Origin of the sequence: Parapedobacter flavus (assembly GCF_035818675.1) — a bacterium.
GTDB lineage: Bacteria > Bacteroidota > Bacteroidia > Sphingobacteriales > Sphingobacteriaceae > Parapedobacter > Parapedobacter flavus.
Genome location: NZ_JAYKZZ010000018.1, coordinates 62620 through 84356, shown reverse-complemented (window position 1 = coordinate 84356; position 21737 = coordinate 62620). Strand labels below are relative to the sequence as shown.

10 protein-coding genes are annotated in these 21737 nt (G+C 47.8%); all 10 read left to right on the top strand.

Features of this window, described 5'->3' with window-relative positions:
* The first annotated feature begins 638 nt into the window (after positions 1–638).
* The 10 genes from U9S71_RS15595 (at position 639) to U9S71_RS15550 (ending at position 21729) form a co-directional block, all read left to right on the top strand.
* Positions 639–3956 (top strand): SusC/RagA family TonB-linked outer membrane protein, encoded by a 3318-nt coding sequence (locus tag U9S71_RS15595; RefSeq protein WP_326328519.1) that lies wholly within the window; start codon positions 639–641, stop codon positions 3954–3956.
* Between the two features lie 54 nt (positions 3957–4010).
* Positions 4011–5885, top strand: coding sequence for a RagB/SusD family nutrient uptake outer membrane protein (locus tag U9S71_RS15590; protein ID WP_326328518.1), 1875 nt, complete (start codon positions 4011–4013; stop codon positions 5883–5885).
* Positions 5886–5916: 31 nt separating this feature from the next.
* Complete coding sequence (locus U9S71_RS15585) at positions 5917–8793, top strand: SusC/RagA family TonB-linked outer membrane protein (protein WP_326328517.1); 2877 nt, start codon at positions 5917–5919, stop codon at positions 8791–8793.
* Between the two features lie 31 nt (positions 8794–8824).
* Positions 8825–10552, top strand: a complete 1728-nt coding sequence (locus tag U9S71_RS15580) for a RagB/SusD family nutrient uptake outer membrane protein (RefSeq protein WP_326328516.1) — start codon at positions 8825–8827, stop codon at positions 10550–10552.
* Positions 10553–10589: 37 nt separating this feature from the next.
* The gene (locus U9S71_RS15575; protein ID WP_326328515.1) at positions 10590–11609 is read left to right on the top strand and encodes a DUF1735 domain-containing protein; all 1020 of its coding nucleotides are present in this window, start codon (positions 10590–10592) and stop codon (positions 11607–11609) included.
* Between the two features lie 42 nt (positions 11610–11651).
* Entirely contained in the window at positions 11652–12971 is a 1320-nt protein-coding gene (locus U9S71_RS15570; protein WP_326328514.1) for a glycoside hydrolase family 99 protein, read from the top strand.
* Between the two features lie 37 nt (positions 12972–13008).
* Complete coding sequence (locus U9S71_RS15565; RefSeq protein WP_326328513.1) at positions 13009–14580, top strand: sulfatase family protein; 1572 nt, start codon at positions 13009–13011, stop codon at positions 14578–14580.
* The gene (locus U9S71_RS15560; RefSeq protein WP_326328512.1) at positions 14577–18152 is read left to right on the top strand and encodes a GH92 family glycosyl hydrolase; all 3576 of its coding nucleotides are present in this window, start codon (positions 14577–14579) and stop codon (positions 18150–18152) included. Before U9S71_RS15565 ends, U9S71_RS15560 begins: the two co-directional genes overlap by 4 nt.
* Before the next feature lie 50 nt (positions 18153–18202).
* The gene (locus U9S71_RS15555; RefSeq protein ID WP_326328511.1) at positions 18203–20224 is read left to right on the top strand and encodes a sulfatase-like hydrolase/transferase; all 2022 of its coding nucleotides are present in this window, start codon (positions 18203–18205) and stop codon (positions 20222–20224) included.
* Positions 20225–20292: 68 nt separating this feature from the next.
* Complete coding sequence (locus U9S71_RS15550; RefSeq protein WP_326328510.1) at positions 20293–21729, top strand: sulfatase-like hydrolase/transferase; 1437 nt, start codon at positions 20293–20295, stop codon at positions 21727–21729.
* Positions 21730–21737: the final 8 nt, after the last annotated feature.

Below are 21737 nucleotides of genomic sequence, written 5' to 3'. Positions count from 1 at the left end.
TCAATTTGGTGCCGTACAAATATAGCGCGCAATCAACGGAAACGTTATGGGCATAAGCGCCAATTTCGGGGTGCGTTTGCGACAGAAGAAATACAGCCTTAACCCCGGAAATTCACCGCAACCACTTCAATCAGCTTACCATCCTTTGTGCAGGCTAGGGAAATCGGATGTTCCATTTAAAAAGACGGCCCAGACTATTTTATTTAATAAATTCTGATTTTTCACCCCGTGTTTGTGTTTTATTCATCGTTTACTCATCGTTTATTAAGATGGCCCGCTACTTTTGTGCTTAACTTTTTATAACGGGCGTGCAGATTATGATTCGTTTTCGTTTCGTGAATCGCTAAACGTGCTGATCAAATTAATAACGGGGTTTCTGCCCCATATAAAACTGATAGTTATGATTAATCTTATTGTATATATGTGCGTGTAAATCGGTGGATTTGCGAAATGCCGCTTCGGAACGGCGCGAAACTGATGCGCGTTCCATGGCGTTCATGAGCCTACCCCGATAAAATGCCGAAGCTTGAACGCGGACGTAGCCAAAAAGAGGTGAAAAAATAGTAGGCAAAGATAACAGGCCTAAATTGAACCAAACATCTGAATGTATGAATATAACACATGTACCAAAACGACGAATGGCAACAGTAAAATTAGCTATTGCCACGTGGTTATTTGTTTTTTTAGTAATCGGTAATTCAAAGGCTGAAACGCTGGGTAGCCACGTAGTGCTGGGTACACAAAAGGTCAACACCGTTAAGGGGATGATGATGACAGGATTTACTGGCCGTGGGGGGGCAGAAACACGGGGCGTGCTCGTTCAGAACCGTAACGTTTCCGGGAAAGTCACCGCCTATGCAGATGCCGAACCGTTATCCGGGGTTAGCATTGTCGTTAAGGGAGGTACTATCGGGACAACCACCAACGCAGATGGCTCCTATACGCTTGCCGTGCCGGATGGATCGATCCTGATATTTAGCTTTATCGGTTACGAAACACAAGAAGTGCCGGTAAGAGGCCGGGATATTATCGACATAGCCATGCAGTCGAATATTCGGGAACTCGAGGAAATGGTCGTGGTAGGTTACGGTGTCCAAAAGAAGGAAAGCGTAGTGGGGGCCATTGGAACAGTGCAAGCGGAAGATCTGGAATCCCAGGGAAATGTTTCGAACCTTCGTGATGCCTTGGTCGGCGCAATCCCCGGTATGTCCGTGCTACCGTCTTCTGGGCTGGCCGGGGGTGGTGATAGCCGGATATACAAAGAAACGGAAATCCTGATCCGAGGTAAGACGACCTGGAACGATGCCGCCCCATTGATCCTTGTGGATGGTGTTGAACGTGATATAAACGATATTGACATCAATTCAGTGGCATCTATATCTGTTTTGAAAGACGCCTCGGCGACCGCAGTGTTTGGTGTGAAAGGAGGTAACGGGGTCATACTTATCACAACCAATAGGGGGCAAACAGGTAAACCAACGTTCGAGATCGAAGCGGAGATGTCGTTGGAAACACCCAGCAGAATCGTCACACCCGTGGGGACAGCTGACGCGATTGTAGCGCGGAATCACGCGATTGCACGAACAAGGCGTATTCAGGGATCCGCTGTCCTCAACGGGTTCGTCTCCGATGAAGTGGTTGGTTACTATCGTAACGGCCAATATCCGTATGCCTATCCCGACAACGACTGGATAGATATCATGTTCAAGGATTATTCCAATTCTTACCGGGTCAATACTACGGTAAGCGGGGGTACGGAAAAGGTGAAATATTTTGCGTTAGCGGGTTACAACCATGTAGGTGATTTATTAAACGGAAAGGATGTGGGCCAGGGATATAAGCCATCGTATCGTTACGATCGTATAAATATACGGTCTAATTTCGATTTTAAAATCACCGCTACCACGGACCTGAGAGCAAATTTTTCGGGAATCCATTCCAAGCAGACCGCTCCACCGGGAGTTGCCTTGAATGCAATTTTCGATGCAACAAGCCACCTGCCGGGAAATGCGATGGTGATGGTTTACGAGGATGGTGTATATGGCGCATATAATGGAGATATATCGGCTTTTAATCCGATGTATAACCTGCTGTTTAGCGGCTTGGGAACCACCCTAAACACCTCCGTCAATATGGACTTTACGCTGACCCAAAACATGGATTTTTTGACCAAAGGTCTCTCCATTTCTGGGCTGCTGGCGTATGATAATCGCTTTGTTAACAGTGGGGTAAGTGTATCTGATAACGGGCTGATCACTAAAACGATCGACCCTGAATTTTACCTGCGGGGCGGGTATTATGACGATGCGCAGGAAGCGTATATACTAAATGGCGAGCTGATCGACGATATGGAGGCCGCTGGTTGGGCCATTTATGACGATGGTGCCGGGAGTACAACGGGCGCGGGGTTTGGATGGGTAAAAGAGCCCAGCCACTATAATCCCGAATCGCTTAGCCTAGGGGGGTCCCTGCGAACCATATACAACGAAGCAAAGCTAAATTATACGCGAACCTTTGGCAGGCATGCGGTAACTGGCCTGGCGATGTTTAGCCGCCGGCATTCCGAGGCAGGAAGTAACTGGGCGAATAAGCGGGAGGATTGGGCAGGTAGGATTACCTATAATTACAATGACCGGTATTTTTTGGAAACAAACGGTGCTTATAACGGGTCTGAAAAATTCGGACCGAAGTACAGGTTTGACTTCTTTCCTTCTTTTGCGGGCGGATGGACGATATCCAATGAGAAGTTCATGGATAACGCCACGTGGCTGAGCTTATTAAAGTTGAGGTACTCTTGGGGGCTGGTGGGTAACGACCGGGTAAATACCGGCAGTACTTGGCCCTACCTCACCATTTATACCGAACAAGGTGCTCCTTCCACGATAGAATCTTCCAGTTACGGTTATCCAATATCCAACTATTTCTATCCCCGCTATTACGAGGGCATACCTGGCAATCCGGATCTCCGTTGGGAGAAAGCGCGTAAACAGAACCTCGGTTTGGAAGTTGGGCTGTTGAGGAATACCATTATGTTGACGGCTGATGCGTTTAACGAGTACCGGAATGATATGTTGCTGGCCGCCAATGCCCGGGGCGTACCCATAATAGCAGGAAAGCCTGCCACCGCAGCCAATGTCGGAGAAGCAAAATCTAAGGGAATGGAGCTTTCAGCCTCCTATAGAAATTCACATAATGGTAACCTGAATTATTGGTTGAAAGCTAACTGGTCGGTGGCGCGTAGCGAAGTAATCTATAAAGAAACACCGGAACTTGTTCCGGCACACAAGGCGCCCGAAGGGTTTCCGATAGGGCAAACCATAACGGGGGTCCATACGGGATTTATCAATAGTTGGGATGACCTGTATTCCAGTACGAGCCCCAACACGATCGATCAAACCAGTAACCTGATGCCGGGTGACCTGGTCATGCTTGATTACAATGGTGATGGTGTCTATACCCCTAACGATGATCAAGTCCCTTACGGGTACCCGGTCTATCCCCAGAATCACTACGGGCTTTCATTTGGGGCAGATTATAAAGGATTTCAGTTTTCCGTTCAATTTGTGGGCGCCTATAACGTAACTCGAAGGATTGCAACGGATATATTCTTTTTCAATAACACCTACATCCCCGAGTATATTTTAGCGGATACATGGACTTACAATCATACAGACCCCACGTTCCCAGCATTAGCTTTAGGAGAAAAATATATGCCATTAGGACACTATCAGTTTTTTGATGGTTCCTATTTCCGTTGCAATTCGGCGCAAATCGCCTATAACCTACCCAAGTCCTTTATCCAGCGTCTCGGCATAGACAACCTTAAGGTATACGTGAACGGCAGGAACTTGTTTTTGTGGACCAAGATGCCCGATGACGGCGTAGGTGTTAACTATGACGGCAAAAATTACCCCACAAGGATGCAGTTGAATTTTGGTTTGAATATACAGTTATAATAACGTACAAACAGCATGGTCAAAGGCTCCATTTGCCAACTAAAAAACAATCAGATGAAAATCAGAATAATAATTTCAACGCTAGTTTCGATAATTATCATGGGCGGTTGTGAGAATTACTTGAATATTCCTCCCGAAGCTGCAATAGAAGAGAAAGACGTTTTTGGCACTTACGAAAGCTTTCAGGGTTTCCTTGATCGGTTGATGCTATATGTGATCGACTATAACCGGCATGGCGCACGTACCACGCAATCCTTGGGCGGGGAGTGCGTGAGTATTAACGGGCAATCCGTCATCTTTGCCAACCAAGGGAATTATTCCCATACAAGAGGGGGCTTAATGGCGAGGTTCTCTATTTATGTTCCCGTCCAAGATGGCAGTCCTGCAGAGCGTTCAAATTTTGGTCTTTATACACACTTTTGGGAGGCACTGCGTATCGCAAACCTTGCCCTTGAGAAGCTGGAGGAAGGCGTACTGACACAGGCGACCGAACAACAACACAATTGGTTGAAAGGGCAAGCCTTGTTTTTTCGGGCTTTTTATCATTATGAATTTGTTCGGTCTTTCGGAACGATCCCCTATACCGACCAAGTGATACCGCTCGATGAGCAAACGGACTTTATGAAGCGCCATTGGAGTTATGAGAAGGATGGTAGAACGTACAACGATTGCCAAGCGGTGTTCGAGCGTATCGTCGAAGATATGGAGGCGGCGGCTGACTTATTGCCGGCTGTATGGCCAACACCCACCATTAACTATGGAAGGCCAACAAGCATAGGAGCATTGGGGTACAAAGCCAAGGCCTTGCAGTATTCGGCAAGCCCCCTGTTCAATGAACAGGCCACAGGCATCCTGGATTATGACCGTGAATTGCTCCAGCGGTGTGCCTTGGCCAGTCAGCAGGCGATTGATGCGGCTAAGCGTGTCATCGGCCAACAGCCCCAAGGTATGCCGGTTGTCAATGATGATGGGCTCACAAAATGGGAAGACATGCGGCAAATGTATTGTACGTTTAGTGGCAATGTGCAGCCCGGTACGGGCGAAGTATTGTTTAAAAAGCCCACAAATGCCTATGGCGCGATATCCATCCGGCAGACAGCCGGCCGCGTCTATGGTGAAAAGATTTTGACGAATCAAGACGGTGCGCAGGCAACGCAGCAGTACGTTGATAAGTTCGAAATGAGCGACGGGACCCGTTACAAATCCGAATATGACAGGGTCACCGGAAAGCGATGGGAGAACCGTGATCCGCGGTTTGATTTGAACTTTTATGTCCATGGTGCCCAGATCGGGAATGTCCGGATGAACCTGAGCAGTCAGGTTAGAGACAAGCAAATCAACTGCTATGTCATCAGAAAGTATCTTCCGAACGGTGCGCACAGAAACAACGTGGGGAATACCGCCTACGCGACTCCGCTGTTGCGCTTGGCGGATATCTATCTGACCTATGCGGAGGCGGCTTTTGAAAGTACCGGAAGTTATACCGCCGTTCCAGAGGGGTGCAGCTTGACCGCGGAACAAGCCGTCAATATCGTAAGGTCCCGGGCGGGGCAGCCGGATGTAGCCGATACGTTACCCGCTTACGACACCATTATTCCACAAAGCTGCGAGCTTCCCTCCGATCTGTCGTTTCGGTTATTGTATCGCAACGAGCGGGCCGTAGAGCTCGCTTTCGAAGGAAGTTACTGGTTTGATATACGCCGGTGGAAGCGGGCACATCTAAAAGATGGTACCCCACTGCAGGTTCTCGCCTTTGACTTGGTCAATGGGAACAACAATGTGAATAATCCGGTTAATAACGAAACCGTTCAGCGCGTGAGTGCAGAAGCCAATGGCACCTATACGTTTAAAGAGCCACACTATTGGATGCCTTTTCGGAACGATCTCATAAACTTCACCACAGATTGGGAACAAAACCCTGGATGGTAATCGTTGCGGCTGCACTTTAGAAGATGACGATATGAATAGAAATAATAATATGACGATAAAGACAACCTGGATGATGGTAATATGCCTGTTATCATCGCTGCCACTTTTTCCACAGCAAAACGCCGAAGAAAAAGTAACTAATCAGCCTTTGGCCGATAGTTTGTGGACATCCGGGCAGCAGATAAATCTGGTTCTTGGCGAGACGTCCAAAGAAAAAACCACCGGGTCTGTAGCCTATATTGATGCCGAGGCGAGTTTGGCGAGCGATTCGAGGCCGGGCTTGGCGAATGCGATTATAGGGAAAGTTTCCGGCGTATTCGACGCTTTTAACCTGTGGGGCACCGGGCCGGGCGTAGTGGTGGTAGACGGCATTCGCCAAAATGAATACTATTACCAGCATATGGATATCCGGGAGATCGCATCCATCGTGGTACTGAAGGATGCGGCTTCTAAGGCACGCTATGGCGCACAGGGAGACCAAGGGATTATCCTGATCAATACAAAAAGGGGTAAGGCCGGGGAGCAAAAGATTCGTGTAACCGCAGAGTACTCGGTTTCCGAACCTCGGGCCCTGCCAAATTACCTCAACGCTGCCAACTACATGGAGAAGTTCAATGAAGGACAGTTGAACGATGGGGTGAGCGCGTCTTCCCTGAGGTATAGTTCACGGCTTATCGATTCTACCCATACTAGTTTAAACCGTGCCGCATATCCTGATAATGACTTTTATACCCATCAGTACCTGCGGAACTTTACGAGCGATATGCATGTTTTTGCCGATTTGACAGGTGGCAATGAGAACGCGCAATACTATGTAAATGCCGCCTGGATGCAAAGTGATGGTTGGTTGAGCATGGCTACGACCCCTGATAAGACCAACAAATTTAATTTCAGGTCCAACCTCGATTTTAACATCAACCGTTACCTGAAAATGGGTATTGACGCAATAGCCCATTTCGATTTCAACGAGAGACCACGGGTGGGCAACTACTGGAATGAGTTTGCAACGATTCTTCCCAATGCGTACCCGGTATTGTGGGATCCATCAATCATTGCCGATGAGGAAATCCGCGAGATGGTCATGACTGAAGCCCGATTAATCGATGGAAAAGTGTTGGGAGGGAATTCTTCTTACGTCAATAATCAGATCTATGGTAACCTGACGCAAAACGGAAAAACCAGATACCAACAGCGTAACATACAGTTTGGAGGGAAGCTCGAGCTTGATTTAAGCTTTCTCACCCAAGGGCTTGCTGCCGAAGGGTACGCGGGAATGAACTTTTACAACTCGTTGTTTACGCAGCAAAATTATGATTATGCAATATATGAGCCCATTTTCAGTGAGCTAACCGGGCTGGTGGAAGATGTAAACATACATGGTGTTGATAGGCCGTCGAATAGGTATAATACGAACCCCGGTAACTCCAGTTCCCATCGCCAGGTTTCCTATTATGGCAACCTGGCTTATAACCGGGTTTTTGGAAAACATGATATTTCGGCGGTTGCCCTGATTTACGGAGATCAGATCACCAATGTAGGGGAACTGCAACGAAATACATTGTTCCACACAGGCTTATCGGCAACGTATATGTACGCCAACCGTTATGTCATAGAAGGCTCAGCGATCGGTATTGGCAGCAGAAAACTACCAGAAAATCAACGGGTAGAACTGGCTCCTTCAGTGGGCCTGGGATGGATTATGTCTGGGGAAGATTTTATGAGCCATCTCTCCTTTCTAGACTACCTTAAATTGAGGGCTTCCTATGGTGTTTCCAAGAATGACAATTGGAGTATAGATGGCGTGGACGATTACTTCCTTTATCGTAACACGTTCGGCAGGGGTCCGGGGTTCCGTTACTATAACGGTACGCATATTAATCCGCAGACGGGTTATACCACCGTCGAGAATGATATTCACATGCAAAAGCGCGAAGATATCGTTTTCGGGCTTGACGCTACCATGTTCAATAAGGCATTTAACATGGAGATGAGTGTTTTTCGCAGTTCCTCCCAGGGTAATATGACCTTGATGGCGAATAGATATCCGAGCCTGCTGGGGTACCAGAATTTGGTTTATAGTAATTACGATAGCGACCGGATACAGGGAATCGAACTGGGGCTTAATTATACCGTTGGTATCACCCGTGATCTTACCGCGGTTCTGGGCGGTAACCTGTTGCATATCGCTCCGAAAATTACGCGCCGATCAGAGCCCCGCTATGCAGGTGCCGATCGTGCCCTGCAAAGAGCAAGCCGGCCGACAGATGCCATGTGGGGTCTTGTGGCCGACGGGCTCTACGGAGAAGCAGATTTTGACTTGAACGGCGACCTGGTGGGTGGCCTTGCTGTGCCGTCATTCGGAGCCGTACAACCGGGTGATATTAAATACCTCGATCAAAACAACGACGGTATAATCGATCAAAGGGATCAGCGTATGATTGGTCACGGCTTGCGTACACAATACAGTGTTCACTTGGATCTCCGCTATAAAAACATCGGATTATACGTGTTAGGCGTGGGTAAATTGGGACAATCCAACTATCGTTCGGGAAGTTACTTTCGCGTGTTTGGCGATGTTAAATTTTCTGAATACGCCATGCAGGCGTACGGGCCGGATAACAAAGATGTGAATGCCCTGCATCCCCGGCTTTCATCAAATAGTGGCGGGCATAACGATAGGAATTCGAGTTTCTGGGTATACAAGAACGATACATTTATATTGCCTACCATGCAGCTCACTTACCACTTTAAAGACAAGAAGCTGTTAAAATTCCTGAACCAACCCAAGGTTTATGCAAGGGCTAGTAACTTGCTTGTTTTTGGGGAAAACATAAGGTATACCGAGGTTAATCCCGGTGGTCCGCCAAGGACAAGAAGCGTTGTTTTTGGTTTCATCACGTCCTTTTAAATGATTTATAATTTGTAAAAATCATATACAAATGAATACGATATACAAAAACATAGGTTTTACGGTACTGATCGTACTGTTTGGATTGTTAGAGAGTTGTGAAATACTGGAACCGGAAGCATCGAATATCCATACCATGGAAGACCTTCAGGAAACCGTAACCCATGCGGAGGGTATACTGCTTGCCGCATACAATAACCTCACGGTAGCCCACAACAATTTTCCGCTGGCTTATGGTAGCGACGATGCGGTAACCAATGATCCGGCCCACACTGTGAAACAGGTGGTAGCCGGCGGCTGGACGGCCAACACCAACCCCTTCGGAAGCTGGAATACATCTTACCAGAGTATTTTATACCTCAACACTTTTTTGGAGAATATGGATGAAGTGGAATGGTGGTGGAAAGACAGGAAAATCGATTCGCTGTACGCGAAGCGATTAACAGGTGAGGCGTACGGGCTTCGTGCATGGTATTATTTTGACCTCTTACAGGCACACGCTGGCCGGGGAACGAACGGCCAGCTATTGGGGGTGCCTATTGTGGACCACGTGTTGGATGCTAGTAATCCGGACGACTACCAGATCCCCCGTGCTAGCTTCAATGAATTAGTGGATTTTATCATTTCTGACTGCGACCGTGCTATTGCTAATTTGCCGGCGCGTTACGCGAATAGCGGCGAATACAGCTATGATGAGGCTATGGGCGAACAATATACCAACAGAATAAACGGCCTGGCGGTTCGCTTAATCAAAACGAAAACGTTACTCTACGCGGCAAGCCCCGCCTATACCGATGGTACCTACACCTACGAACACGTGGCCGAAGAAGCCGCAGCCATTATGGACCTGAATGGGGGGCTCTCGCAGGTTAACTTTGATAACCACAGCCACATCCGGTTTTATAACAACCAAAATGTGGCGACAAGCAACGCGCATCCGGAGGTCTTTTGGTATTCGGCCCGTACGAATGGAAATAATTGGGAGGCAAACAATTACCCACCTTCGTTGTATGGCTCAGGGCGTACAAACCCTACACAGGATTTGGTGGATGCCTTCCCCATGCTCGATGGGACACCCGTGACCGCAGTAAAGCGCAATTCCACGAATCCTTATAGTGGCCGTGATCCCCGCCTTTCCTTGTACATTCTGTATAATGGCGCGACAATAAGTCGCTCGGGTGCGACCATTACCATGAATATCAGGGAAGGTAGCCAAGACGCCGGAGGAGGGTCCGATAGGAACGCAACGCTAACTGGGTATTACCTGCGGAAATTCATGAATGTATCTGAGGTAAATCTCAACCCCGCAGTAAATTCCCAGGGTACCCGGTATTATACCTACGCACGGTATACCGATGTTTTGCTGATGTTTGCAGAAGCCGCAAACCAGATTGCGGGGCCCCATGAGCAATTGCATGGCTATTCAGCGAACCAAGTGATTAATGCGATACGGGATAGGGCAGGAATTACCACCACTGCTTATGTGGATGGGCTAAACCAGAACGAGATGGAAGCGCTAATTAAAAACGAACGTCGCCTAGAGATGTGTTTTGAAAATCAACGCTTTTGGGATTTGAGACGGTGGATGATGGTCGATGATATTAAACAACCGGTAAGCGGCGTGCACGTATCACCCGATGGTACAACGTATTCATACGTTGAAGTTGAAGACCGTAATTATCATAATTATCAGCTATACGGCCCCATTCCTTTTGCAGAAACGTTGAAATATGATATGGTTCAGAATGAAGGGTGGTAATTCAAGTTTACGGAGCAATGAATAAACAAAAATAAGCATGAAAAGAATAGTAATAATATTGATCGCGGGTGTTGTATTTGGTTGTACCAATCGTGATATCGAATTCGACGATTACGATTATCAAAGCATTTACTTCCCCTATCAGACCCCTGTACGCACATTGATTCTGGGCGACGAATCAATCGGAGACAATGCCATCGACCTTGAGCATGCGTTTAGCATGGGGGTAACCATGGGTGGAACCTACGAAAATTACAGGGATAGGCTGGTTACCGTTGAATACGCCCCCGGGTTGGCTGAGAACATTACGGATGGTTCCGGCAACGCCTTGAAGCTATTGCCCGCTGCGTATTACGAGGCAGACGTTAGTTCAATCATCATTCCTAAAGGGAAGTTCTCAGGAAAAATGCGGGTTAATCTTAACGACGCATTCTTTGAAGACCCCTTAGCCGTTACCACGCATTATGTGATACCGGTCCGTATTACAGGTGTCGACGGCGACACCGTGTTAAGCGGCGACCCCTTGGTTTATGTGGAAAACCCCGACCCCCGGGTTGCCGAAGATTGGGTTACCCCTCCGAAAAACTATACCCTTTTTGGCGTTAAATATATCAATGCTACTCATGGGATGTACCTGCTTCGTGGAAAAAGAACCAACCAAAGCACCGGCGATGTGCTCACCTATTCCGAGCGGTTCCTCACAGATAATAACATGACCAAGTTGACCACCCGGTCATTAACCGAAAATGTGATGAACGTTGTAGGCGGAACAAATTCAGGCGGTATATACCATATGTTATTGGAATTTGATCACGATCAAAATACGGTTTCGGTATCCCAAATGGATGATGCCGCTGTTGTGGCCAGTGGAAGCGGCGTTTATTTCGCTAAGGATGACCCGGAATCCGAAGGTTACAATGGTCATAAGCACCGTACCATCTACTTGGATTACATCTATGAGGATGGAGGGGCTACTTATCAGGTACAAGATTCATTGGTTTTCGTCGATACGGATGTCGTTTTTGAAAGCTTTAATGTTGTTGTCGCTGACGAATAGCACACTGGAATATGTTACATCAATTCATAAAAATCATACGCTATGTTTAAAACGTTGAATATAAATTACCTGCTGATCCTATTTTTCTATTTAACCCTGGGATGTTCAGAAACGGATTTTAAAAGGGAAAAAGAGGAAAAACCTGAGCCGGAGGAAAGTGAAGAAAGCATCACCGAGGAGCTGCAAACCACTATTTTAGGAAAAATAATCGCAGGTTACCAAGGTTGGTATAACGCGGTGGGGGATGGCCAAAACCTGGGGTGGAAACATTACCTGATCGATGGTGAATTCGAACCGGGCAGCTGTTCGATAGACTATTGGCCCGACATGAGTGAAATGACTGCCGGTGAAAAATACCCCACACCGTTTGCGCACGCAGATGGTTCGGTAGCGCATGTCTTTAGCTCGGCCAATGCGACGACGGTTTCGAGGCACTTTGAGTGGATGAAAGACTATGGCATTGACGGCGTGTTTGTTCAAAAGTTTCTCTCCGCGATGAAAAATGCGAACAGGTATGAAAACCAAAGCGAAGTATTTGCGCATTGTTATCAGGCGGCTACAGCAAACGACCGTTTCATCGGCGTAATGTACGATTTATCCGGAGTCGCAGGAGCGGATTTGGATTACCTGATTGACGATTGGAAAGCGATGGTCGATACCTACAACCTGTTGGATGAGAACAATGAAAATTACCTCACTTACAACAGAAAGCCCATTGTGGCGATATGGGGAGTAGGGTTTAAAAATCGTAATTATTCAATCGATGATGTAAATGAGGTCGTCGAATTCCTGAAGAATGATCCGCAATATGGCGGGTGTACTGTGTTATTGGGGGTGCCCACCTACTGGCGGGAACAAATCAACGATTGCATTCCGGATGCCGGATTTCATACACTGCTTAAGCAAGCGGATATCATCCACCCGTGGTTTGTGGGGAGAATCAATAACCTCAACCAGGCGGATGCTTTTGCAGCACGTTACACAGCCGATAAAGCATGGTGCGATGATTACGACCTGAAATATATGCCCGTGGTGTTTCCGGGTTTTAGCTGGCACAATCTAAAAAGAGGGGAAGTGCAACAGGAGTCGATCCCGAGGTTGCAGGGCGATTTTTACTGGCGGCAGCTATATAATGTGATGGATTCAGGAGCGGAGACGGTGTATGTCGCTATGTTCGATGAAATGGACGAAGGAACCTGCATTTTTAAATGCACCGATAACCCGCCCATTGGCGAGAGTCCTTTTGTTACTTACGAAGGACTGCCATCGGATTATTACCTGTGGCTTACCGGTAAGGCAACGGAGATGCTGCGGGGAGAGATTCCGTTAAGTGTAACCAAACCGCAGTATCCCGGTCTTTGAAATTAAAATAGAAATAGGTGTTCAAAACGAAACGTTGATGCTACGGAAATTTTGTGTGCTTTTGATTAGTCAGGTTGCTACGACCTATTTGTCCGCACAACCGGCAAGTTCGGCTGATCCGGAACGCCCGAATATTGTCTATATTCTTGCGGATGATTTGGGGTACGGTGATGTTTCATGCTATAATGAAAATTCAAAATTAAAGACGCCCCATATCGATAAACTAGCCGCTCAGGGAATCCGGTTTACCGATGCGCACACTGGTTCGTCGGTATGTACGCCGACCCGTTACGGAATTTTAACCGGGCGGGAGAGTTGGCGGACAGACTTGAAAAGTGGCGTGCTCTCGGGCTATTCGAAAGCATTGATTGAACCAAACCGGATGACGGTGGGGCAGTTGTTACAGGAAAATGGGTATCACACGGCATTTATCGGGAAGTGGCATTTAGGCTGGGACTGGCATGTGACGGCACCTGATAACTGGCAGTCAGGGCCGTTGGGGAGTACAAAGAATCCGGAAGTGGATTTTAGCCGGCCCATAAAAAACGGCCCCAATGAGCGTGGTTTTCACTATTCATTTGGCTTTTCCGGTTCGCTTGATATGCCGCCTTATGTGTACGTGGAAAACGGTGTGGCCACCGCCGTTCCTACCGAGACAACCGTCTCTGTGGAGGATAAGGGCTTTTGGAGACGCGGGCTAACCGCGCCGGACTTTAACCATGCCGACGTATTGCCCGACTTGACAGCGAAGGCGATTCAGTATCTTGATGCGCAAAGAGAAAATGATCAGCCGTTTTTCCTGTATTTTGCGTTGCCGGCGCCCCATACACCCATTCTTCCATCAACCGAATTCCTGGGTCAAAGCAACACCAATTTTTATGGCGACTTTGTGTTACAGGTGGATGATGTTGTTGGGCAACTCATGAATGCATTGGAAAAAAATGGGCTCCGGGAGAATACGATGTTCATTTTTACCTCGGATAACGGTTGTTCTCCCAAAGCAAATTTTAAAGAGCTTAGAAGTGTCGGACACCATCCAAGTTATATTTTCAGAGGGCATAAAGCCGACATTTACGAGGGTGGGCACCGCGTTCCTTTTATCGTGCGGTGGCCCAATATGGCCACCACGGCCTCGATATCCGATGAGGTTATTTCGACGACAGATTTCATGGCTACAATGGCCGATATGCTCAACGTTCCCTTACCGGATCATGCCGCGGAGGACAGTTTTAGCTTTATGCCTGTTTTGGAGTCCGACAGCTATAAAGATCCCATCCGTGAAGCCATCGTACATCATTCCGTTAAAGGTAGGTTTGCCATCCGTAAAGGGGAATGGAAACTGATTTTATGGCCCGGATCGGGCGGGTGGAGTTTTCCCGAAGCGAAAGAGGACATCGAGGGGTTGCCCGATTTCCAGCTTTATAACCTTGAGAAGGATCCATCGGAGAAGACGAATTTGGTCAATGCGTATCCGGATAAGGTAAACGAGTTAAAAGACTTGCTATTACAGTATATCGAATTGGGTCGGAGTACACCGGGAGCACCCCAGGAAAATGAAGGTATGGATAACTGGCCCCAGCTCGATTGGATAAATAAAACGAAAAAATGAAGGGATTAAACGGTTTAAAGCTTGCCTTCTTCACCGGTGCCTTCTCGTTGCTGCATGGTGTAGCCTTAAGCGCCGAAGGGAATAACGGTTGGTTAAACGATTCCACAAGCCACAAGCCCAACATGATCATTATCATGGCCGATGATCTAGGGTATGGCGATATCGGGTGTTACGGCAATACAAGCATAAAAACGCCAAATCTTGACCAATTGGCACGGCAAGGCGTGCGGTTTTTGGATTTTCACTCAAACGGAGCAGTTTGCAGTCCCACTCGTGCAGCGTTGCTGACGGGAAATTACCAGCAACGGGCGGGCATCTCGGGGGTCATCACCGCTAAAGCTCACCGCGATGTGGGGCTACCACGCGCAGCGACCACCATTGCCGAAGTACTGAAAGGAGCAGGCTATGCCACGGGGATTTTCGGGAAATGGCATTTGGGATATCAGCGGGAATATAATCCCATTTATCAAGGTTTCGATGAATTTATCGGTTACGTGAGTGGCAACGTCGATTACCATTCCCACGTAGATCAGGAAGGATATTACGACTGGTGGCAGGGCGATGCATTAACTAACCAAAGGGGGTACAGTACGGATTTGATTTCAACGAATGCGATAGACTTTATCAGAAGAAATAAAGACAACCCCTTTTTTCTTTATATAGCACATGAAGCCCCGCATTTTCCCTTTCAAAACCGGGCATCAAAAGCCGACCGGTATCCGGGCGGTATACTGGGGAAAGATTTTCGCGCGAGCGGGTCTGAAGAAGACGTTCCACGCATGTATAAAGACATGGTTGAAATCATGGACGAAACGGTTGGACATACGCTAGCGGTTTTGGCCGAATTGGGCTTGGAAAACAACACAATCGTTATTTTCTGCTCTGATAACGGCGCCAGCCCCAAGGGAAGCAATGGTATGCTTAAAGGCCATAAAGGCTCGGTGTGGGAAGGTGGCCATCGGGTGCCCGCTATTTTTCGTTGGCCGGGGCATATCCAACAGGCCAGCGAATGTGATGAAACCGTCCTAACGATGGATATTTTCCCAACGGTCCTGGAATTGGCCGGGGTTGAAAACCCAATTAACGTGGACGGGGTCAGTATTGCCGGGTACCTGCTACATGACGAACCGATGCCCGAAAGAACACTGTTTTGGCAGCATACGGATCAATCCGGCGGCCATCATTATGCCGCCCGTAAGGGCAAGTGGAAACTCGTCATGCCATCGACCAACAAAAAACCGAAACTGTATGACTTGGAAAGCGATCCCAGTGAAACCAATGATATTGCTGATCAATATGCGGCTAAGGTGGAGGCGCTGCTTGAAGAACTTAACGAATGGGAATCAGAAACCGCCACCCGCGACCTCACCGAATCTGTGAATCCATTTATCGGAACAGGTGGCCATGGCCACACCTTTCCGGGTGCAACGTTACCCTTCGGTATGGTGCAACTTAGTCCCGATACGCGAACACAGGGGTGGGATGCCTGTGGGGGCTATCATTATTCAGACAGTTCCATATTGGGGTTCAGCCATACCCATTTGAGTGGCACCGGTATAGGAGATTATGGCGACATCCTTTTTATGCCCTTTACAGGCAATGCGCAGGTGTCGCCGGGAACCGCCGAAGATCCTGACTCGGGATACCGTTCCCGGTTCTCTCACGACCAGGAAACGGCAACACCGGGTTTCTACGCGGTTAAATTATTGGATGATGATATCGATGTGGAATTGACGGCGACTACCCGGGCAGGGTTTCATAAGTACAAGTTCCCGAAAGACAGTTCAAAAGGGATTGTAATAGACCTTGCACATACCATAAACGGGCATCGCAATGCGGTTAATGAAATCAATGTAATAAGCGACACGGAGATTTCCGGCTATAAGCTTACCAATGGATGGGCAAGGGAACATCATGTATATTTTTATGCGAAATTCAATAGGCCCTTTAAGGTAGATCTTTATCATGATAGGAGTAAAACGGAAGGTCAAAGCCTGAGCAGCACCAATGTGCAGGCCGTTTTAACGTTTGATCGCGATCTGGACACTCCCATATTGGCCAAGGTGGGCATTTCGAGTGTAGATTATGAAGGGGCCAAGAAAAACCTGCTTACTGAGATTGTCCATTGGGATTTCGATGAGGTGAAAGCCGAGGCCAAGGAAAGGTGGAATGGCCGATTGAACAAAATTCAAGTAAAAGGGGGGACGAACGATCAACGGCGTATTTTCTATACGGCATTGTACCATGCTTCCATCAGCCCGAACATTTTTAACGATGTCGATGGGCGTTACAGGGGCATGGATCATCAGATCCACCGGATGGGCGAATCGCCGGAGTATACCGTTTTTTCACTGTGGGATACGTTCAGGGCTTTTCACCCACTGCTCACCATCATAGACCCGCAAAGAAATGAAGCGTTTATCAATTCGTTATTGACCAAATACCAACAGGGGGGCGTATTGCCTAAATGGGAGCTTGCGGCCAATTATACCGGAACCATGGTCGGCGATCATGCGATACCGGTTATTTACGATGCATATAAAAAGGGAGCCAGGGGTTTCGATATTGAACTGGCCTATCAGGCCATGAAAGAAGCTACGATCTACGATACGACCGGGATACTGGCTCCCAATAAGGCTGTGCTTGAAAAACTGAAGCCGAAGGCGAAGTACTATAATGAAACGTTAGGGTTTATTCCTGCAGATCTAGCGAACGAATCAGTTTCCAAGGCATTGGAATTTGCATACAACGATTGGTGCGTCGCACAGCTGGCAAAAGATCTGGGCAAAGATGAGGACTACGAATTATTTATGGACCGTTCTAAGTGGTATCAAAAGTATTTTGACAAGGAGACTGGATTTATGCGCGGCAAAAACCGAGATGGATCTTGGAGAGAGCCATTCAATCCTCGTTTTTCGCGGCATAGAAAAGACGAGTATACCGAAGGAAATGCCTGGCAATGGACTTGGTTTGTGCCACACGATGTAACAGGTCTGGTGGAATTGATGGGTGGAGTTAGCGAATTTCAAACAAAGTTGGACTCGCTTTTTTCCATAACTTCTGAAATTGAAGGTGAACAGGCGTCAAATGATATTTCGGGATTGATCGGTCAATACGCACATGGTAATGAGCCAAGCCATCATGTTTCGCATTTATACAATTTTGTGGGCCAGCCCTGGAAGACCCAACAGCTCACAGATAGTATAATGAATATGTTATATTTTAACGATCCCAATGGCCTTTCAGGAAATGAGGATTGTGGACAGATGTCTGCCTGGTATGTACTAAACGCCATGGGCTTTTATTCTTTTTGTCCCGGAGATCCTCAATACTCTATAGGCAGACCGCTATTTGATGAAGTGATTCTTAACCTTGCCAATGGAAATAAATTTATAATTAAAGCCTCCAATAACGCTCCTGACAACAAATATATTCAAAGCGCTGAGTTAAACTCAACCCTTCACAACAAACCATTTTTTAGTCATGAAGATATCATGAGCGGCAGGGAGCTGCACGTCGAAATGGGTAGTCAGCCTAATAAAGAATGGGGAATTGGTAATGAGAAACGATAAGGTTAAAGGGTTAACTAGTTAGCGTATAGTGCCTATTCAATTACGAAAAGATGATAAAAGGAATCGGTTATTTAGTCTTACTGTCGGCAATCTTATCATTCGCAGCTATGTCGATGGTAGCCAAGGGCTCGGATGCAAAAAGGCCAAATATTATTTTCGTCCTTGTCGATGACCTGCGGTGGGATGCCATGGGGTTTATGAATAAATATACATTCCTGAAAACCCCTCATATCGATAGGCTTAGCAATGAGGGAGTCCATTTTGAAAATGCTTTTGCCACCCATTCGCTTTGTGCACCAGCCAGGGCAACCATTCTCACCGGCACGTTTTCGTATGCGCACGGAGTGAACACGAATCAAGAAGGCCGGGAATTCGATCCTGAGAAAACGCCGTCTTTTGCTCAGATCCTTCAAGAACATGGATATCGGACCGCCTTTATTGGGAAATGGCACATGGCTCCGCATAACCACCCTAGGAAAGGATTTGATTATTGGTGTAGTTTTACCGGACAAGGTAATTATGAGGGGAATACATTGAATATAAACGGGGAGATAATTCGTAATGAGGGGTATATTACGGATGAATTGAATAGGTATGCGCTGGCGTTTATTGAAGACAACGCGGATATGGACAGACCATTTTGCCTTTATTTGTCACACAAAGCGGTACACCAGCCATTTACACCCCCAGAAAGGCACCAGCATACCTATGCAGATGATCCTATCCCGGAACCCGCCTCGTGGCGTGACGACTTGAGGAGCAAACCTGCGTGGCAACGCTTTCATCCCAGTCGAAAAATAATGCGGGGAAAGGCGCTGGATACAATGGCCCGGCCAGTCAGCCGGACATTCCCCCCTTGGCCAAAACACGGCAGAGGCTCACAAAAGGATTACTTACGATGTTTGCTTGCTGTAGATGATGGCATCGGGGAGATTTATAACCTGCTTCGTGAAAGAGGAATACTAAACAACACGGTGATTGTGTTTGCGGGTGATAATGGTTTTTTTCATGGAGAACACGGGCGGGGCGATAAGCGTGTGGCATACAACGAATCCATGCGAATTCCGCTGGTGATGCGACACCCGGGAATTATGCGTGGCGGTCAGGCTATCCCAGAAATGGCATTGAACGCCGATATCGCACCGACTTTCCTCGATATAGCCGGGGTAGAAATACCAAAACACATGCAGGGCAGAAGCCTGGTTCCTGTGCTGCGACGTGAGCATGGGAGTTGGCGGGAATCTTTCCTCTTTACCTACTGGCCTGATCTCATCCATTCTATTCCCCGGATCGTTGCCGTCAGAACGAATCGTTACCTGTACTCCACAACACCCGATATCGATGACATCGATGAGCTTTATGATGAGTTTATTGACCCGTATGAACTGAATAATCTTGCGGAAGACCCTGAATACAAGAAAATAAAGGCGACACTTTCGGAAGAACTCGAACGACTTAAAGAAGAAACAGGTTACGTCAGCGACGTCCCCAGGCCTGACCCCGAACCAGAGTTGACCGTCAGGTCCGGAAAATTGCTTTCACATCATTTTGGACAGTCGTTACCCACCCCCCGTGAAAAAGGTATCAGGTCGGTTGGTGTAAAGCAGGTGCAAATTGATGGAGAAATTTGTGGGGAATTTTCAGACGGCACCTATGCCGTTGTTCATAACCGTGCTGATCTCGACCCCTCGCAAGGAACCTTTGTGATCGAGTGTTGGGCAAAACCAACGTCGAGCGATGGGGTTATTGCCTCTTCGGGTTCGCAAAGCGGAGGTTGGATGTTGTTTGTGGAAAATGGTGTTCCCGGTTTTGTGGTAGCGCACAACGGGTTTCTTCAATTCGTGGATGGAATCGAAGGCATTACCGGTAAGTGGAGCCACGTTGTGGCTGTTATTGAGAATTTTCACAACAACATTCGGCTTTATGTCAATGGTGAACTGGTTGCTCACCGGCGGATGCTAATCCCTATCCAGCCGGTTAAGGACGATGAAATTTTGATTGGCCGCAATTCGAGCGGATGGGACGATCTAGCAGCAATTTCGACATACCATTATCAAGGGCTGATCCAATAGCTTACTTTTTACCGTAAAAAGATATCCAATGATGGCGTTAACGAACTTTATAAACATTTTAAAATCAAATGAGTAGACTGTTTGAAATCACTGTGGTGTGCCGATTGATGAAACTGGCAGCATGTTTACTTTTATATACTTGCCTGCAAGTTGGTGTAGCAAACGGCCTACCGTCAGCTATTACCGATGAACGACCGAATATCCTGTTGATTTTAGCGGACGATTTGGGAACACTGGACTTGAACTGCTACGGATCGGATGACCTTGTGACGCCAAACCTCGATCGCCTAGCAAGCGACGGTGTACGGTTCACCCAATTCTACGCGGTAGCTCCCGTATGCTCACCCTCACGGGCGGGGTTGTTGACGGGAAAGACAAACCTGGGGGCAGGCCTGCCCCGAAACGTTCCAATTCCCAAAGTGGACCCCAAAATGAAATTGGGGTTGCCAACTTCGGAGGTAACTCTGGCGGAAATGCTGAAAGACAACGGCTATTATACGGCGCTGGTAGGTAAGTGGCACCTGGGCCATGCGCAAGATATGTTGCCCAATGCCCAGGGTTTCGACTATTTCTTCGGTCACCGGCGCGGCTGTATCGATAACTACTCCCATTTCTTTTTTTGGAACGGGCCCAACAAGCATGACCTTTACCAAAACGGCAAGGAGATCTACCGGCCGGGAGCGTACTTCCCGGACCTTATGGTGGAGGAAATCAATGGTGTTATAGACCGAACGGAAGACCAGCCGTTTTTTATATACTGGGCGGCAAATGTTCCGCATTACCCTTATCAGGGAACGACGAAATGGCTTGAGTACTATAAAGACCTCGATTCCCCGCGACGGGAATACGCGGCATTTGTATCGACGCTCGATGAACGTATCGGGTGGGTACTTGATAAGTTGCAGAAAGAGGGCGTGTTGGAGCATACGATCGTCATCTTCCAATCCGACCACGGTCATGCCAATTCGGAACCGGCTTTTTGGGGCGGTGGGAACGCTGGCCCCTATCGTAGCGGCAAACTCAGCATGTTCGAGGGGGGAATCCGTGTGCCGGCAATGATCCGTTATCCGGAAGCACTGCCACAGGGAATAGTATGCGATCGCGTTGCCTCCGGCATGGATTGGTTTCCTACAATAGCGGCACTGGTGGGGGCGCAATACGACGGAAAGCATTTGGAAGGCGTGGATTTGCTGCCGATCGTATCGGATACCGGCGCTACCGTACAAGCCCGCGAACTACACTGGCAGATCGGAACGTACGACGACCGTACGAGCAGCTGGGCGATGCGTAAGGGCGATTGGAAGCTGCTCGGGAATCCGGTGGATACCGATCGGGGATGGGATCCCGTTAAGACGGGCGAGGATTTTAAGGGAAAAGATCAACTGTATTTAGTACACCTGCCCACGGACACCGGGGAAAGGATCAATAGGGCGGAAGATAATCCGGAGAAAGTAAAGGAGTTGCTGGAATTGCATAACAATTGGCTCGAAAGGGTAAAAAGATAAAAAAGAAA

Bases quoted from the DNA above. Each gene is read 5' to 3' on its own strand.
- U9S71_RS15595 (WP_326328519.1), top strand. From the start codon at position 639: ATGGCAACAGTAAAATTAGCTATTGCCACGTGGTTATTTGTTTTTTTA.
- U9S71_RS15590 (WP_326328518.1), top strand. From the start codon at position 4,011: ATGAAAATCAGAATAATAATTTCAACGCTAGTTTCGATAATTATCATG.
- U9S71_RS15585 (WP_326328517.1), top strand. From the start codon at position 5,917: ATGAATAGAAATAATAATATGACGATAAAGACAACCTGGATGATGGTA.
- U9S71_RS15580 (WP_326328516.1), top strand. From the start codon at position 8,825: ATGAATACGATATACAAAAACATAGGTTTTACGGTACTGATCGTACTG.
- U9S71_RS15575 (WP_326328515.1), top strand. From the start codon at position 10,590: ATGAAAAGAATAGTAATAATATTGATCGCGGGTGTTGTATTTGGTTGT.
- U9S71_RS15570 (WP_326328514.1), top strand. From the start codon at position 11,652: ATGTTTAAAACGTTGAATATAAATTACCTGCTGATCCTATTTTTCTAT.
- U9S71_RS15565 (WP_326328513.1), top strand. From the start codon at position 13,009: ATGCTACGGAAATTTTGTGTGCTTTTGATTAGTCAGGTTGCTACGACC.
- U9S71_RS15560 (WP_326328512.1), top strand. From the start codon at position 14,577: ATGAAGGGATTAAACGGTTTAAAGCTTGCCTTCTTCACCGGTGCCTTC.
- U9S71_RS15555 (WP_326328511.1), top strand. From the start codon at position 18,203: ATGATAAAAGGAATCGGTTATTTAGTCTTACTGTCGGCAATCTTATCA.
- U9S71_RS15550 (WP_326328510.1), top strand. From the start codon at position 20,293: ATGAGTAGACTGTTTGAAATCACTGTGGTGTGCCGATTGATGAAACTG.